At 71.5% G+C, this 15,278-nt stretch carries 18 protein-coding genes; all 18 read right to left on the reverse strand.

Annotated features, from left to right (window positions below):
- Positions 1 to 16 precede the first annotated feature (16 nt).
- Positions 17 to 418 carry a hypothetical protein gene (locus tag ABTZ54_RS07550; RefSeq protein WP_351658278.1) on the reverse strand — a complete coding sequence of 134 codons (402 nt, stop codon included), beginning with the start codon at positions 416 to 418 and terminating at the stop codon, positions 17 to 19.
- Positions 419 to 468: 50 nt separating this feature from the next.
- Positions 469 to 666, reverse strand: coding sequence for a hypothetical protein (locus tag ABTZ54_RS07555; RefSeq protein WP_351658585.1), 198 nt, complete (start codon positions 664 to 666; stop codon positions 469 to 471).
- 50 nt (positions 667 to 716) lie between these two features.
- Positions 717 to 1,076, reverse strand: a complete 360-nt coding sequence (locus ABTZ54_RS07560; protein ID WP_351658282.1) for a hypothetical protein — start codon at positions 1,074 to 1,076, stop codon at positions 717 to 719.
- An 11-nt stretch (positions 1,077 to 1,087) separates the two neighbouring features.
- Positions 1,088 to 2,002 carry a peptidoglycan-binding protein gene (locus ABTZ54_RS07565; protein ID WP_351658284.1) on the reverse strand — a complete coding sequence of 305 codons (915 nt, stop codon included), beginning with the start codon at positions 2,000 to 2,002 and terminating at the stop codon, positions 1,088 to 1,090.
- A complete protein-coding gene (locus tag ABTZ54_RS07570) occupies positions 2,002 to 2,211 on the reverse strand; it encodes a hypothetical protein (RefSeq protein WP_351658287.1) in 210 nt (69 codons plus the stop codon). Before ABTZ54_RS07570 ends, ABTZ54_RS07565 begins: the two co-directional genes overlap by 1 nt.
- A 60-nt stretch (positions 2,212 to 2,271) precedes the next feature.
- The gene (locus tag ABTZ54_RS07575) at positions 2,272 to 2,715 is read right to left on the reverse strand and encodes a hypothetical protein (RefSeq protein ID WP_351658289.1); all 444 of its coding nucleotides are present in this window, start codon (positions 2,713 to 2,715) and stop codon (positions 2,272 to 2,274) included.
- Positions 2,716 to 2,730: 15 nt separating this feature from the next.
- Complete coding sequence (locus ABTZ54_RS07580; RefSeq protein ID WP_351658293.1) at positions 2,731 to 5,496, reverse strand: hypothetical protein; 2,766 nt, start codon at positions 5,494 to 5,496, stop codon at positions 2,731 to 2,733.
- 12 nt (positions 5,497 to 5,508) lie between these two features.
- Complete coding sequence (locus tag ABTZ54_RS07585) at positions 5,509 to 8,454, reverse strand: phage tail tape measure protein (protein ID WP_351658295.1); 2,946 nt, start codon at positions 8,452 to 8,454, stop codon at positions 5,509 to 5,511.
- Positions 8,455 to 8,609: 155 nt separating this feature from the next.
- The gene (locus ABTZ54_RS07590; RefSeq protein ID WP_351658298.1) at positions 8,610 to 9,020 is read right to left on the reverse strand and encodes a hypothetical protein; all 411 of its coding nucleotides are present in this window, start codon (positions 9,018 to 9,020) and stop codon (positions 8,610 to 8,612) included.
- Between the two features lie 11 nt (positions 9,021 to 9,031).
- Positions 9,032 to 9,541 (reverse strand): hypothetical protein, encoded by a 510-nt coding sequence (locus ABTZ54_RS07595; protein WP_351658301.1) that lies wholly within the window; start codon positions 9,539 to 9,541, stop codon positions 9,032 to 9,034.
- The gene (locus tag ABTZ54_RS07600) at positions 9,541 to 9,942 is read right to left on the reverse strand and encodes a phage tail protein (protein WP_351658305.1); all 402 of its coding nucleotides are present in this window, start codon (positions 9,940 to 9,942) and stop codon (positions 9,541 to 9,543) included. Before ABTZ54_RS07600 ends, ABTZ54_RS07595 begins: the two co-directional genes overlap by 1 nt.
- A gap of 15 nt (positions 9,943 to 9,957) precedes the next feature.
- Complete coding sequence (locus ABTZ54_RS07605) at positions 9,958 to 10,692, reverse strand: hypothetical protein (RefSeq protein WP_351658308.1); 735 nt, start codon at positions 10,690 to 10,692, stop codon at positions 9,958 to 9,960.
- Positions 10,689 to 11,138, reverse strand: a complete 450-nt coding sequence (locus ABTZ54_RS07610; RefSeq protein ID WP_351658311.1) for a hypothetical protein — start codon at positions 11,136 to 11,138, stop codon at positions 10,689 to 10,691. The genes ABTZ54_RS07605 and ABTZ54_RS07610 overlap by 4 nt, the downstream gene beginning before the upstream one ends.
- 11 nt (positions 11,139 to 11,149) lie before the next feature.
- Complete coding sequence (locus ABTZ54_RS07615; RefSeq protein WP_351658314.1) at positions 11,150 to 11,743, reverse strand: phage gp6-like head-tail connector protein; 594 nt, start codon at positions 11,741 to 11,743, stop codon at positions 11,150 to 11,152.
- A 2-nt stretch (positions 11,744 to 11,745) separates the two neighbouring features.
- Complete coding sequence (locus tag ABTZ54_RS07620; RefSeq protein ID WP_351658317.1) at positions 11,746 to 12,000, reverse strand: hypothetical protein; 255 nt, start codon at positions 11,998 to 12,000, stop codon at positions 11,746 to 11,748.
- 68 nt (positions 12,001 to 12,068) lie between these two features.
- On the reverse strand, positions 12,069 to 13,307 hold the full coding sequence (locus ABTZ54_RS07625; protein WP_351658321.1) for a phage major capsid protein: 1,239 nt from the start codon (positions 13,305 to 13,307) through the stop codon (positions 12,069 to 12,071).
- A gap of 91 nt (positions 13,308 to 13,398) precedes the next feature.
- Positions 13,399 to 14,085 (reverse strand): HK97 family phage prohead protease, encoded by a 687-nt coding sequence (locus tag ABTZ54_RS07630; protein ID WP_351658324.1) that lies wholly within the window; start codon positions 14,083 to 14,085, stop codon positions 13,399 to 13,401.
- Positions 14,086 to 14,102: 17 nt separating this feature from the next.
- Entirely contained in the window at positions 14,103 to 15,269 is a 1,167-nt protein-coding gene (locus ABTZ54_RS07635) for a phage portal protein (protein WP_351658327.1), read from the reverse strand.
- Positions 15,270 to 15,278 lie beyond the last annotated feature (9 nt).

Genomic DNA, 15,278 nt, shown 5'->3' on the forward strand with positions numbered 1-15,278 from the left:
ATCAGTGCTTCAGCTGCTAGGACTTGTCGTCCGGCTCGTCGTCTGACTCGACGACGATCTGCGTGAAAATGCTGGGGCGTCCCATGGATCGGCCGTAGCGAGTCAGGACGCTGACCACGCGAACCCACTCATCGTGCAGCCCGATCACCTCGCCAACCGCAGGTACGGGCATTGTGCCGACGCAGCTCAGGATGAACAGCTCGGTGCCATCGGCGCTGTAGGCAGTCAGGGTGTGCTCAGCGATCACGTCGGTCTCGCGGGCCCGGGGCTTCTCATCCCCCATGTCGGCGGCGCGGATCCGGCCAAGAGCCGGGGGAAGGTGATCGTTTGAGGTGATCTCGTCCGGGAGCACGTTGCACCCGCACGCACCGCACATTGCGTGCTGCAGCACCTGAGGGCTGATCTTGTCATCGCTCATCTACCCAGCGTGCCCGTCCCTTTCGGGCGCTGGAGGGGAAACGGTGCATTTCACCGGGCGGTGAGTCCGTAGGCCGTGAGCGCGAGGGCGATCACGCCAGTGGCGGCAGCCAGAGAGGGAAGCGGCCACCGCGCCCTCTCCAGGGTGTCGAGGCGGGTCTCGTGGTCGGCGAGTTGCTTGTCGGTTTGGTCGGAGCGCTGGACGAGGAGCGCGAGGGAGCCGTCGACCCGGGCGAATCCTTTCTCCATGGACCCGCGGAGGCGTTCCAGTTCCAGCGCGACGCTGGTGTCCTCGGGCGTCACGGGCGGCCGCCCGCATCCCGGGCGGCGGCCCGCAGTGCCTCGCCGACATCGGCACGCAGGGCGGCCTGGTCGAAGTGGATGCGCACCGGGACCGTTCCGGTGGGCGGTGTGTAGGCCGGCGGGCGGGCCCAGCCGAGCAGCAGGCCTGCGACGAGGCGGACGGGCTCCCAGCCGATCCGTTCGGCGGCGAGCTCCGCCAGGCGCAGGAGCATGTAGTAGGCGAGGGTGACGGCCGCGGTCACGCCGGCCACGATGGCGGGCTGGTCGGTCTCGATGCCGAGGGCGCCGGTCACGGTGAGGATCCACCCGGCGAGGAGGGGGACGGCCGTACGCAGGACGGAGGCGAGCAGGTTCATGGGTGTGCCTTTCAGCGGGACTTGGGGATCTTGAGGGCGGTCCAGGAGGCGCGGCCGGGCCAGCCGTCGGCGTCGGTGCCGGAGAAGCCGAGCTTGCGCTGCCAGGCCGCGTACGACTGCTGGTCGGCCTCCGTCCAGCGCGGGCCCGGGCCGGTCTTGTACCGGCCACAGTCCTCGGCGACCAGGCGGCGGCCCATCGCGGTGATGACCGGCGAGGACGGCGCGGACCGGAAGAAGCTGGTGCCCGGGAACGGCTCGTAGGCCGGGGGCTTGGTCGGCGTCGTCGTCGGGGGCTTGGGCTTGGCCGGGTCCTGGCCGAGGCGCCGCTGGACGCGCTCGCGCATCGCGGGCATGCCGAAGCCGCGGGGGTCGTTCTTCCAGTCGGACCACTCGGAGTGCCCGATCACGGAGCGGGCGCCCCAGCTGTGCGCGTGGCACAGCGCGGCCGAGACCCGCTCGATCGCGAGCAGCTGCGCGGGCGGCCACGGGTCGACACCGTTGCCGAGGTTGATGCACTCGAAGCCGTAGAAGCGGGAGTTGCCGTCGATCGCGCCCGCGCTGCCCTGGTGCTCGCGCGGCGCCGGGGGCCGGGTCCCGTACGTCTCGGTGATGACGGCCTGAAGGACGGACGGGTCGCCGCCGCCGGCGTGGTTGGCGCGGCCGGCCGACAGCAAGTGGACGGTGCCGTCCTTGGCGATGACGCCGTGGCACAGCGGCCCGGGCAGGCCCTCGTAGCCGTCGTTGCAGATGCGGACCGAGGCGGCGGTGCCGCTGCTCACGGTGTGGTGGATCATGACGCCGACGACCGGGCCCCAGTCGCCGGCGTGGTTGCGGTTGTGGGTGCGCCAGCCGTCGTGTTCGACGACGGTGACGCCTTCGGCGCGGAGCGCGGCGACGAGGCGGTCCGCGGTCAGGGGTGCTGCCATCACGCCACCTCCGGCCAGTGCCACGAGCCGTGCGGGTGCGGCGCGGCCTCGGAGCCGGGCACGTCGGGGAAAGCGGCCATGCCGCCCTCGGCGCCGAAGATGGTCACGGACACGGTTCCGTCCTCGCGGACGGCGGTGACGAGCGCGGCCTTGCACACCTCCTCGGGGTCGATGTAGTGAACGATGCGTCCGACCGTGGGAACGGCCATGAGTCCTCCTGGAAAGCAGAAAGGCCCGCACGGTGGCGGGCCGGTGAGCAGGGCGGAGGACTACCCCCACAAGCTCTCGATGAGGATGAGGCGGTAGTCGAAGATCCCTTGGGTCGAGATGTTGTTGACGCGGTGCTTGATCGTGACCGTGAGGGTCTCGCCCGGGGTGAGGCCGCCGAGGTGCTTGCGCAGGTCGAGCGGCTGATTGTTGGCGCCCGGGGTGATCAAGGCGGCGTTGTCGTTGGGGCTGTAGACGGTGCCGGAGACGGAGCCGACGGCCACCCACGACGTGATGGTGTTGGCGGTCGAGGAGTTCCGCTGCGTCGAGCGGATCTCGACGGCGACCCGGCCCGAGACGGGCACGGTGACGGCGGCGGAGAGCGGCCCGCTGGACGCGTCGGCGTATGCGCCGCTGGACGTGGTCCTGCCGACGACAGGGTCCTCGGCCTCGTTCGAGGGGACCGTGAGCATGCTGGCGGTGATGATGTCGCCTGCGAGGGCCATGCGAGGGCCACCTCCTTAGAGGGCGATGCGGGCAGGGTCGGCGACCTGGACGACGGCGCCGGCCGCATGGGCCTTGGTGATGCCGTTGACGGCCCGGGTGCCGGTGGCGGTCTGGGTGAGCGTGGTCCCCGTGATCGCGGTGAGCCGGATGCGCTCGCCGCCGACGAGGACGTCGAGCGGGAAGCGCGCCGGGTAGGCGGCGGAGTCGACCCAGCGGCCCACTGACGAGACGAGCGTGAGCGTGGTCGCCGTCGCGGAGATGCCGGCGCCGAGGGTGCAGCCGTCGGTGGCGAGGCGGCCGAGGACGGGGTCGCCGACGACGCCGACCGTCCACGGACCGGCCGGGGTGCAGGTGAGGACGGCGTCCCACGTGAACTGGTCGAGGACCTCAGCCCACCCCTGCACGATCAGGTCGATCGGGCCCGGCGGCAGCCACGGCGGGGGGTTGGTGATCCGGATGCGGTCGCCGTTGCGCAGGCTCAGGTAGGCGGGGATGAGGTGCGGGGCTGCGTGGAGCATGAGGTGGACGCTCGCGTAGCGGGCCTCGTCCCAGGTGCCCAGGTTCAGCCGCCACCCGGCGATCTGCTCGGCCTGGTGGTCCTCGGCCAGGTTCAGTGTGACCGACTCCTCGTACACCCCGACCCCGTACGGCGGGGGCTGGATGGACAGAGGCCCGGTCTCGCGGACGGCCCGCCCCGAAGAGCCGCCGACGCGGCTGACGGTGATGTCGTTGCGGGTCTTCTGGTCGTCCTCGGTCGGCTCCAGCGGGGGCCCGATCTCTCCGTTCGCGGTGTAGTCGAGGACGAGGACAGGGGTCTGGTTGTAGAGGGTCCACCGGTCGCGGTAGACGAGGCGGGTGTCGTCGAGGGCCTCGCCGAGGATGCCGCCGTCGGCGTCGGCGGCGTCCTGGAGGAGCGTGAGGAGGGCGGCCGGTAGCTGCGGGCCCATGGCGGCCGTGGCCTGTCCGCCGCGGGCGTACGTCAGGGCGACGGTGGCGCTCTCCTCGGAGGCGAGGCGGAGCATGCGGGCGGCGGCCTGCTCGCCGTCGAATCCGTCGTCGGCGTTCTCGTAGATCGTGACGCCGGGGTTCAGGCCGACACCGGGCACGGCGAACGCGGCGATGTGCCCGATGGACATGCCCTCGGTGGCGGTGCTCCAGCTGCCGAGGATCTGCGTGGCGCTGCCCATGGTGCCGGTGAACGTGGTGCCGGCGGTCCAGTAGCCGCCCGAGTTGGAGGTGTCCCGCCAGGCGGCCTGGATGCGGGTGACCCCGCCTCCCGCGTCGCTGGTGAAGATGGACAGCCGGTTCCACACGCCGGTGAAGTCGGCGACGGCGGCCGGGTCGTTGTAGAGGAAGAAGGCGAGGACGGTGTCGTCGGCGGCGCGGGCCTCGATGCGGATTCCGGCGGTCGAGGCGTAGACGACGGCGGCCCGCATGGCCGATCCGGCGACGCCGATGCGCATGATCTCCGTCGGCACCACCGGCATGGTGGGCAGGAAGTAGACGCATTCGATCTGCCACCCGGCCGTGGGCGAGGCCGGGACGGTAGCTCGGAAGCTCGACGCCGACTTCAGCTTCGGCAGCGGCAGGGAGCCGGGCAGGGAGGTATCGGCGGCCCAGTCGAGGCCGGTGTAGGTGGCCCCGGCGACGCGCGGGTCGGTGGCGGGCGCGCGGGTGGCGCTCGCTCCTTCCTCCATGGGCCAGTAGGCGAGCGGGTTGCCGGAGGGGATGCGGCGCCGCAGGGTCGAGGCGAGCGGCTTGGTTCCCTGGCCGAGGCGGCGCAGGATGCCGGCGGCCTCGATGGGCACCCACCGGTCGTTGCCGGAGACGTCCCAGCGCGCCGGCCAGGCGGAGATGTCCCCGTGGAACCGGTACTCGCGGTCACTCACTCGCGCCGGAGCGGCGACCGTCCAGGTCTTGCCGGTGGAGTCGACGAGGCTCGTCGTCCCCTCGGGCAGGGCCCGGAAGTCGGGCGCCGCCACGATGGTCCCGCCGAGGCCGTTGCGGACCTCGGCCCGGGAGACGCGGCCGACGAGCGGCGCCCGTAGCGGCGTCGTACCCGCTTGCGTCGGGCCGATCTCCAGCGCGGCCGTGGAGTTGTAGATGCTCGTCACGCCCGTGCCGGTGGCGGTGCTGATGAGCGTCCACGGGTCCGCCAGGCTGCGCGCCCAGTGCGCCGCGGCCGTGTACCCGCCGGCGCCGTTGTTGACGTCGAGGGTGAGACGCAGAGCGGCACGCCGGGGCAGCGCCGGGAGCGGGAACTGGGCGAACAGCTGCGTCGCGACGGTACCGCCCGTGGTCCAGAACAGGGTGATCGCGCCCTGGTAGACGCGGGCCATCCAGGCCCGGTTACCGTCGGCGCCCCACTGCCCTGCGAGGGTCTGGTTCAGGTCGACCGAGTACCAGTCGGCCTGAGCCTCGACGCGGACGTCGAGGTCGCCGGTGATCCCGAGCGAGGCGTGATCGGGCGTCGAGGCGGCACCGGCGCGGGAGGCATCGAGCGCGAGGTACGACTCGGCACCCTTGACGGAGATCCGCACCGGGGTGTTGCGCCCGATCAGGCCGAAGTACGGCGAGCGTGGGTTGCGCGGGCTGTACTTCCCGGAGCGGTTGTTGATCTCCAGCGACAGCTTGCCGGGGTTGGTGCGGACGCTCTCCTCGGAGCGTCCGCACTCGATCCCGATCGGCGAGCGGGTGTAGCTGTCCACGGTGATGTCCGTCCAGGTACCGCCGACCTGGAGCTCGACGCGGACGTCGAGCGGCGTCGTCGGGAACGCCATGTCCCCACCTCCTTACTGCCCGAAGGCGACTTGGACCGACCCGCGCCCCTCGACGCGAACGATCTTCTGGAGCAGCGTGCGGACGGCGGAGTCGGCGCCGGTCGTCTCCAGCCGGACGACGACCACCCCGCCGGCCATCCCGCCGCGGGTGAGCGGCGCCGCGGCGGGCGCGAGCTGCCTGCCCGAGGCGAGCGCGGCAGCGGCGGGCGGGGCGTCGACGAGCGCGCCCATAGTGCGGGTCAGCTCGGGCCGTCCCGCGTCGATGCCCTGCATGAGGCCGGCGGGGATCCACTGGCCGAGTGCGGCCATGACCCGCGACGGCGACGCGATCCCGAGCGCCCGCTTGATCGCGGACTGCATCGTCCTGGCGATGGTGAGCATCTGCCGTTCGATCGCCGCTTGCTGCGCACGTAGCCCCTGCACCAGGCCGCGCGCGGCCTGGATCCCCGCCCCGTACATCGCGTCGCCCGCGACGGCGCCGGCCTTCCCCGCCGCGGCGACGAGGTCCGCCTGGGTGCGGTTGATCTGCTGCACCTCTGACCTGGACGCGGCGGCCAGCGCCGTCGCTGCTGCCGAACCCTGCTCGACGCCGGCCTGCGCGACCTGCGCGATCAGGTCCGACCGAATCCCCTTGGCCCGCAGCGTGGCGAGCTGCGCGGCGAACTGCCGGGCCTGCGCCAGGCGCTGGGTGAGATTGGCCCAGATGCTCGACGCGGACACGGGGCCCTCGACGTTCTGCGTGACGTTCGCGGCGTCGAGCACCCCCTTGCGGACAGTCGCGGCGAGGGCGGCGCGGGCCTTGACCTGGTCGGCGAGGGACTTGGTGGCGGCCTTGAGTCGGGCCGCGAGCGCCACCTCGCGGGTGGCGAGACGGGTGAGCGCGGCCTCGCCGAGATCGATGCGGGCGAGCGCGGCGCGCTGCCCGCGGCCCGGGGCGAGCGCACTGCGGACGATGCCGGCCAGGTGCCCGGCCGAAGCTGCAACCTGCTTCGCGGAGCCCATGAGCCCGACGACCAGGCCCCGGGCGATCCACCGGCCCTGCTCCGTGGTCACCTTCGACGGCGACGCGATCCCGAGCGCCTTGGCGATCGGCCCCGGGACCATGTTCCTGGCGAAGCTCATGAGCTGGTCCTTGAGCCAGCCGCCCATGGACTTGATGCCCTGCCACAACCCGCGCGCGACGTCCTTGCCCTTGTCGACGAGCAGGCCGGCCAGGTTGCCGACGGCGGAGCCGATCCGGCCGGGCAGGCCGCGCATCCACACGACCATCTCCGCCAGCTTGCGGATGGCCCACTCCTTGGCCCTGCCGAACCAGTCCGCGACCTTGCCCGGGATTGCGGCGAGCCAGGCCACCCCGGCGAGGACCGACCGGACGGCACCCTGGACCTTCGCCCATATCCAGTCCCAGATCTTCCCGCTCCAGGCCTTGATCGTGTCCCAGTTGGCGATCACCAGGGCGACGAGCCCGATGACGGCGGCGATGACCCAGCCGATCGGGCCCATCGCGATCAGCCACTGAGCGGCCATGGTCACGGCCCAGATGACGGCGCGGCCGGCCATCATCGCGAACTGGGCCGCAGCGGTGATGCCGGCACGGACAACGGCCATGACCCACGTGCCGATGGACGCGAGCGCGGAGCCGATCCACGCGCCGGCGGTCGCCGCCGCCGAAGCGATGGCGGCGCCCGCGATCCGGGCATAGGCCATGAGGCCGACGGCCATCATGCGGCCCCACCCGGCGATCGCCCGGTACGTCGAGCTGTTCATCAGGTTCGTCGCCGCAGTCGAGATGGCGGTGTACGTCGCGTACACGCGCTGTGCGGCGGCCACGGTCAGTACGACGACGGCCAGGCCCGCGAGGGTGTACGCCAGTCCGCTCGTCAGCCCCTTGTGGTCCATGGCGAAGGAAGCGACGGCGCCGCCGGCGTCGGCGAACGCCAGCATCACGGAGCGCTTGAACGCCTCCAGGGAGTGCGCGGCGTTGCCGTTGAGGGTCTCGCCCAACTTGGACGAGGACCCAGCGAATCCGTCCATGGCGGTGGAGCCGCCCTTGAGAGACTTGAGGAACGCGGGGATGTCCCGGACGTTCATGTCCTCCAGCGGCGTACCGAACAGCGCGAGCGCGGTGGAGGCCTGGGAAGCGGGGTCCTTGATCTTCAGGATCCCGTCGATGATCTTCTGCGTCGCGGTCTGCGCGGTCGTGCCGCCGGCCAGGATGCTGTTCGCCATGGTGCGCGCGTCGAGGCCGATCGCCTTGTACGCGGCCTGCGATCCGGTCGACATGTCGGTCGACAGGATCGTGAACTCCTTGATCGCATCGCCGGCCTTGTCGATGCCGTACTGGCCCTTGGCGGAAGCGTCGACGAGGAGGCCGAACGCCTGCTCCCCGCTGTACCCGAGGGTGCTGAAGAACTGCCCGTACTCGTCGGCCGCTTCGAGGACGTTCTCGCGGAGCGCGGCGGGTACCCGCTGCGAGGCGCGGGTCATGAGGTCGAACGCCTCGGTGGCGTCGCCAGCCAACCGGGCGTTGATCAGGGTTCCGGCGTAGGTGACCGACTGGGCGACGTCGGTGTCGAACGCCTTCGCGAAGTTGAGGGCCTTCTCGCTGGCGGCCTCCAGGTCGGAGGCCGAGGCGTCCGTCATGCCCTTGATGGAGGTGGCCACGGCGCCGACGGCGATGTTGACCGTCTCCAGGGAATCGCCGTAGGCGTCGGCGTACAGGCCGCCGGCGACCGTGCCCATCTTCTGTGACTGGGCGGGGTCGAGGCCGAGCTGGGCGACGAGCTTGTCGGCGGTGGCGTCCATGTCGAGGCCGGTGTAGACGCCGGCGCCGAGCCCGGCGGCGAAGCCCGCGCCGATGGTCGTCGCGGCGGCGCTGAACCGCTGCCCCATCGCGGAGAGTTCGCCCGATGTCCTGTCGCGCGCGACCAGGTTGAACACGAGGGAGGTGTCCGACACGGCCGATCACCTCCGTCTCATCTGCTGCTCTGCCTCGTCCTGCGCGTCCTTGTAGGCGTCGAGCCAGTCGAGGGCGGCGTCGGTCTGCTCGACGGTCATCAGGTCCCACTCCCACGGGCGGATACCGAGGAGGTGGGCGGCGTTGCCGAGCTGGGCTATCCGGCGATCGGCAGCTCCGCTTTTCCCTCGTCGGTCGGCTCGTCATGGGCCTCCGCCATGTGGCGGTCGATTCCGGCGAGGGCGTCGGCGAGCTCGTCGCCGACCTTGGTCGTCATGACCTCGTCGCGGATGGCCTTCCATTCCTGCTTGGAGTACTCCAGGGTGAGCTCGTCCCACGCGAAGTCGACGTCTTCCCAGCGCGTCTTGGGGTGGTCGCGGCGCAGGTAGGTGAAGAGCAGGGCCCGGCGGCACAGGCTGTTGCCCTGGAGGACGTCGGTGGTGAACTGGGAGAAGTTGCGGTTCGTGCGCTTCTCGATGTCCTCGCGCTCCACGGACATCATCCGCTTGGGGTTGTACCGCCAGCGGATGGGCTCGTCCTGGCCCTCGGGGTTGTAGATCAGGTACACGGGGTTCTCCTTCAGATTCGGGATGCGAGACGGCGGGCCATGTCCTCCATGGCCCGCTCGACGGCCTCACGGGCGTTCGGCTCGACGCCGGACATCGAGTGGTCGAACCACTTCGTCTTGCCGTGCTGGGTGACCCAGGAGTCGGGACGGCCGTAGACGAGGTGGCGCCAGCCGCGGGGGCGGTTGGTGCGCTTGGGCGCGTTGGGGAAGTGGCGAATGTTCTTGGTCTTGAACGCCTTGATCCTGGCGCCGGACCACCGTCCGCCGAGCTTGACCTCGGGCCGGATCTTCCGGGCGATCGAGGACCGGAGGCCGGGCGAGGTGGCGGGGCCGGCCGAGGCCATCGACATGATTCCGCTTTTCGCGAGGGCGGCGGCGGGCTTGAGGGACTCCCGCATGTTCCTCGCGAGGTCCTTGCGGAGCTCCTTGCCGTCGGCCTCGGCGCGGATGGCGCGGGTGAGCGCGGCCAGGCCTTCGTGGGACTCGACGCCGAGCTCGAACGGCAGGCCGCCGGACGCCATCAGGTCGTGCCGCGGAGCACGGGGCCGGACGTCGGGAAGCTCACGCCCGAGGTGGCCTCGTCGCCCACGGACCCCTCGATGGGCTTCCACTCCTTGATCAAGATCGAGCCGGTGTACTTGGGGTTGGACGGCGACACCGGGCCGTTGGTGGGGCGGACCTCGAACGGGACGACGGCGCCGAGCAGTGACCACATGAGCGCGTCGATCTTCCCGACGGCGAAGTCGTTCAGGAACTCGCAGCCGAGCTCACCATTCTTGAGGCCGCCGATCACCTCCTTCCACCCGGCCGAGGCGTAGGTCGTGACGTCCTTCTCCTCGACCTCGGCCGCGACCTCGGCCTTGCGGGTGGAGTCGCTGAGGTCGACGCCGTTGATGCTGAGGAACTCCGATGTAAGGACCATTTTGGGCATGGGTGATTACCTGATTCCCAGGGAGACAGCGAACATGAACGAGGGGGAAGTCCCGGCGACGGTCCAGGCCACCCGGACATAGGAGTCCGTGATGGCGGCGCCCGAGGTGCGGAGGATCTGGCCGCCGGCGGCGGTCGCGGCGGCGAACGTGAGGCGGGCGGTGGGGGTGGCCATGCCGGCGGCGTCGTCCGACTCGACCGAGACCGACAGCGAGGGTGTGGTCCCGGCGGCCGACAGCACGTGCAGCGCGGCGTACAACTTCTTGCCCTCGGGCACGGGCCCGAGGTTGAGCGCCGTCCCGGACCCGGACGAGGTCCGGGCGGTGCCGGGCGGGTGGGCGATCTGCCCGCGCACGACCGGCCACGACGACTTGGCGGTCCCGGACCACGGCGCGACCTCGCCGACGGCGTCACCGAGCTTGTAGTCGGCGCGCAGCGCGTTGGTGAAGTAAGCGAGCGCGCCGACCACGGAGTCCGTGGGGCACACGGTCCAGGGCCCGAGGCCGCCGAGCTGCGCCCATGAGGCGTCGTCGACGAGGGAGGGGTCCCCGGCCTCCCACTGGCCCTCGCCGGAGATCTCCGCGGACCCGAGGCCGCCGAGCACCTCTTTCCACCCGGCTGACCGGTAGTTGGTGGCGTCCTTCTCCTCGACCTCGCCGGAGATCTCGACCTTGTTGGAGGCGCCGGAGAGATCGGCACCGACGGCGAACAGCCTCACGTCGGTCAAGATCTGCTTGCTCACGGGGCCCCCTTCCCGATGATGCGGATCATGAGCTCGGCCCCGACGTACTGCGTGCCCTGGTGCTCGTACCAGCGGTAGCCCTGGATACGGGTGACGCGCAGGTCGTCGGCCAGGCCCCCGAGGGCGTACTCGCCCGGGGCGCCGCGGGCGGCCTCGATCGCCTGCTTGAGCGAGGAGGGGCCGGAGCCGTCGAGGAGAGCGTCGAGGATCTCCTGGCCCGCGCGGTCGTCGGGCCTGCCGACAAGCACGCGGCACGTGAGCTCGGCCTCGTCGAGGCCGCCGCGCATGGCCTTGTCGAACTCGACCGAGTACTCGGCGCAGAAGAAGTGCGGGGCGGTGATCGCGTCCGGCACGTGGCCGGTTGTCGTGAGGGCGGCGGTGCCGGCGGGCAGGTCGACCGTCCGTGCCGCGGCGGCGATGGCTGTACGGATCTTGGATATCTGCATGTGGGCCGCTCCTATCCGAAGCCGGGGGCGATGTAGTGCTCGATCAGGGCCCACACGTCGGGGTCTCGACGGGACAGCCGTACGACGCCCCACTCGGCGGAGCCGGTGACCCCCTCGGGGGAGTCCTTACGGCGGTAGAGGCGGGCGGCCTGGAGGAGGGTGGCCTGCTGGATCTCGTCGGGAACCGCGGGCCATCCCCACCGGGCGGTGACCCGTACGCGCGTGGTGCCCTCGCCCCAGCTGCTCGGCCGCAGCAGGCCGGTGACCGGCCGGCCGCGGGCGTGCGCATTGTCGGGTGTGGTCTCGTAGTCGGTGACCGCCGACCACGCACCGGCGGTGCCGGTCTCGACGACGAGGCCCGACGGGGCGCCGATGTCGTCGACGAGCAGCCGCTCGCCGTCCCCGTCGCACAGGGTGCGGCCGGTGAGCCGGTACACCCGCGCGCTCGCGGTGTCGTCGAGGTAGAAGCGGCGGCCGGTGGCCGTGTCGATTCCCCGGGCCGCGGAGGCGAGCGCGCGGGTGAGCAGGCTGTCGCGGGAGGTGTCGTCGGCGGGGACGTTCAGCATCTCCCGCAGGGTGGCCACCGTCGCGTAGTCGGTGGCCACGCTCACCCCTTGGCGGTCCGCGAGCGGCCGGGCCGCTTCTCCGTGCTGTCGGGGGCGGCGGCGGTCTCGACGTCGGGATCGGTCTCACCGGTGTCGGTCGGCGGGGCGTCGTCGGGCGCGGGCTCGTCGGCCTCGGCGGCGCCGTAGCGGATCAGCTGCTCGGCCTCGTCGTCGGGCAGGTCGATGGTGCCGCCGCGCTCGGGCCACTCGGCTCCGTCGCGGGTGCCGCTGATCTGGACGCGCATCCGTACGCGCATGGGTGTGCTCCTTCGGTGGGGTGCGGGACTGACGGAGGGCGGGCCCCGGGCGGGGCCCGCCCTGGTGATCAGGCGGCGTTGCCGGTGAAGTTCTTGATGGCGCCGGTGGTGTCGACCTGGTCGCCGTCGCCGCGCAGGATCGCCCGGTAGGTGATCAGGTCGGAGTTGAACGCGTAGTCGTCCGAGCGCTCGAACCGGAGGGCCTCGACCTGCCGCACGAAGTACGTGGAGAAGTCGCCGAACAGGATGGACTTCGCTCCGAGGCCGACGGCCGGCATGTTCGGGTCGGTGTGCAGGGGCTTGCCGAGGATGGTGTCCGGCGTCCCTTCGAGGCCCGGCGACCACAGGTAGTTGCCCTGTCCGTCCTTCAGCTTGCGGAGGGTGCCGACGGTGCCGTCGCGCATCATCCAGCCGCAGGATGCCGACATCCGGTACGGCGAGATGACGCTGTAGAAGAGGTCGATGATGTCGTCGCCGGACGGCGCACCGGCGACGGATGCGGCGCCGGTCTTGCCGAGCGTCGACGCGGTGAGCACACCGTTCGGCTGCGACGAGCCGGTGCCGGTGACGAGCTCGGCGCCGAACCCGTTGCCGAGCGCGCGCCCGGCCTGCATGGCGAGGTAGCCGAGCAGGTCGACGCCCGTGTCGTTGGCGAGCTCGTGGCTGACCTGGAGCAGGAACCCGTACTTGTAAGCGTCGAGGGGGACCTGGCCGAACGTGGGCTCGTTGGTCGGCAGCGGGGCGGCCTCGGCCACTCGGGTCGCGCTCGACGAGTGCGCGGTCGTCTTGGGGATCTGCATCTGCTCGCCGGTCGCGGTCCGCAGGACGGTCGGCCCCGCGGCGAGGATGCCGGACGTCTCGATCATGTGCGCCACGAGGCGGTTGTAGAAGCTGATCGGGACGGTGTTGGCGCCGGCGGCGGCGGTCAGCTTCGACAGCGTGCGCTGATCGAGCGGGATGTTCTGGGCGGGGACGATGTCCAGCGAGCGGCTGCCGGACGCGCCGGTGAGCCACTGGCGGACGCGCGTGACCTCCGGGTCGGCGGCGCCGCCGCGGGCCTCGGGCGCCGGCGGGCTGTCGAGCAGCTGGCGGAACGTGGCGTCGGCGTCCTTCTGGCGCTGCTCAGCGTCGAGCAGTTCCTTGGCGCGCGCGTCGATCTTGTCCATGTCGCCGTTGAGGCGCTGGAACGTCTGCTCCTCGTCGGCGGTCAGATCGCGCTTCTCGGCCTCGGCGGTGTCGAGCAGGGCCTTGGCCTGCTCCCACAGGCCGGCGCGCTGCTCCTGGAGCCGCTTCACGTACTCGGGCATGGTGCCCTCCTTCGGGCATGACGACGACCCCCTTGGCCGGTGGCCGAGGGGGTCAGGTGGTGGATGGGTGAGAGGTGGGTGTCGCCCTGCCTCAGAAGGTGTGGCGCTTCTCCAGCTCGGCGCGCCGCTGCCGTACCGCGATGAGCGGGTGGGTGGCGCCCTGCCCGCTCGGCGCGAGGTCGATGGTGATCGGGGGCTTGGGCCCGAGGAACCGGCCGAGCTCACCGGCCTCGGCCGCTGCCCGGACCTCGGCGAGCTCGGCGCCCGCCTTGTCGGCCAGGGAGCGCAGGCCGGTCGAGGTGTCCATGTACGCGGGGGTGTTGACGGGGGCGACGTCGACAAGCGCGCCGGACAGCAGCGTGCGCAGCGGGAACCCGTCCTCGCTCTGGCCCCAGTCGTCGGCGAAGGTGCGGAACGCGAACGAGCTGCGCCGGACGTCGCCCCGCTGGACGAGTTCGAGGACGTCCTCGCGTGAGGCGGGGACGTCGACGTTGTAGTCGAGGCCGGTACCGTCGACGGCGAGCCGCAGCGTCTTGGCCTCGGTCGTCCCCAGGAGCCGGTTGTCGTCGTGGTTGTAGCGAGCCATCACGTCCGGCCAGCCGTCGCCCTCGCTCTTGGCGAAGAACGAGGGGTCGATGCGCTCGACGAAGCCGCCGAGGTTCTGGGACAGCCGGTTGAACTTGGCGGCGTAGCCGCCGATTCGGCGGCCGGTGCCGGCCTCGTCGGCGGCGCGGACCTCGACGAGGCCGCGGGTGAATCGGCGCTCGGCGTCGCCCATGGTCATTCCTCCTTGGCCTACTCGCCCGCGGGAACGGCGGGCGTCGGGAGCGGTCCGTAGACCTCGCCGCCGGCCCCCGGCGGGAGCGGCGACAAGTTCTCAGTGGTGCGGATCTCGTCGCGGTTCTTCCAGCCCTGGCCGAGGGCCATCCCGTGCGCGGTGTACCGGTCGATGATCGAGGTCCGGATCATGGCGTCCACGTTGAAGCGCACGTACTCCCGGCCGGGCATGAGGCGGCTGAACTGGTTCTCCAGCCGTACGAGCCAGGGGCGCAGCGTCATGCTGGCGAGGTCGTTGGCCTCGGCCTCGACGTTCGAGTACGTCATCGAGGCCCCGGAGTCGCCACCCACCTTGGTCGGCGGCACGCCGTAGATCGCAGCGATCTGGGTGGCGTTGAGCCGCAGCGACTCAATGAACTGCGACTCCTCGGGCGAGACCGACAGGGCGGTGAAGTCCCAGTCGGAGCCGAGGACGAGCGGGCGGCGGCTGCGGATGCTCGCGGCGAGCCGGCCGGAGATCTCCTCCGACTCGTCCGGGGTGACGGTCTTGCCGGTGTTCTTCAGCACCGCCGGCGGGGTGCCGCCGTTGGCGAACCAGGACAGCCCGTACTGCGTGGTGACGAGGCCGGCGCCGATCGTCTGCGCGAACGCGGACACCGGAGACAGCCCGACCACATGCCCGGGCAGCACGACCCACGGGATGTGGACGAGGTCCTCGCGGGGGACGACCCGGCCGCGCCAGTAGTACACGGGCCGGACCGGGTTGGTCTCGTCGACCCAGACGTCGTCCGGGTCCAGCCACTCGACCATGGTCGGGAACCCGAGCGGGTCCCGCTGCGTGATCAGGCCGTACGCGTTACCGCGCAGCAGCATCGACGTGAGGCACTTCGACAACCACGTCACCAGGTCGCCTTGGGCGTCCGGCGCCCAGAACAGCTGGGGAACGTAGTTGAGCGGTTCGCGGGACGAGCCGTCACGACGGAACAGTTGCAGCGGCAGGGTGGCGACCGACTCGGAGATGATCCGTACGCACGCGAAGACGGGGATCAGGCTGAGCGCACGCTCGGTCGACACCTGCGTCGACGACGGCCCGCCGGCCACCCACGGCACGGACGTGATCGCCCGCCGCGCCGCCAAGGCGAGGCGCCTGAACGGCGCGGCCAGGGCCCGTGTCCAGCTCGGCATGACGCCACC

The organism is Streptomyces sp. NPDC094032 (assembly GCF_040303965.1).
Lineage (GTDB): Bacteria > Actinomycetota > Actinomycetes > Streptomycetales > Streptomycetaceae > Streptomyces.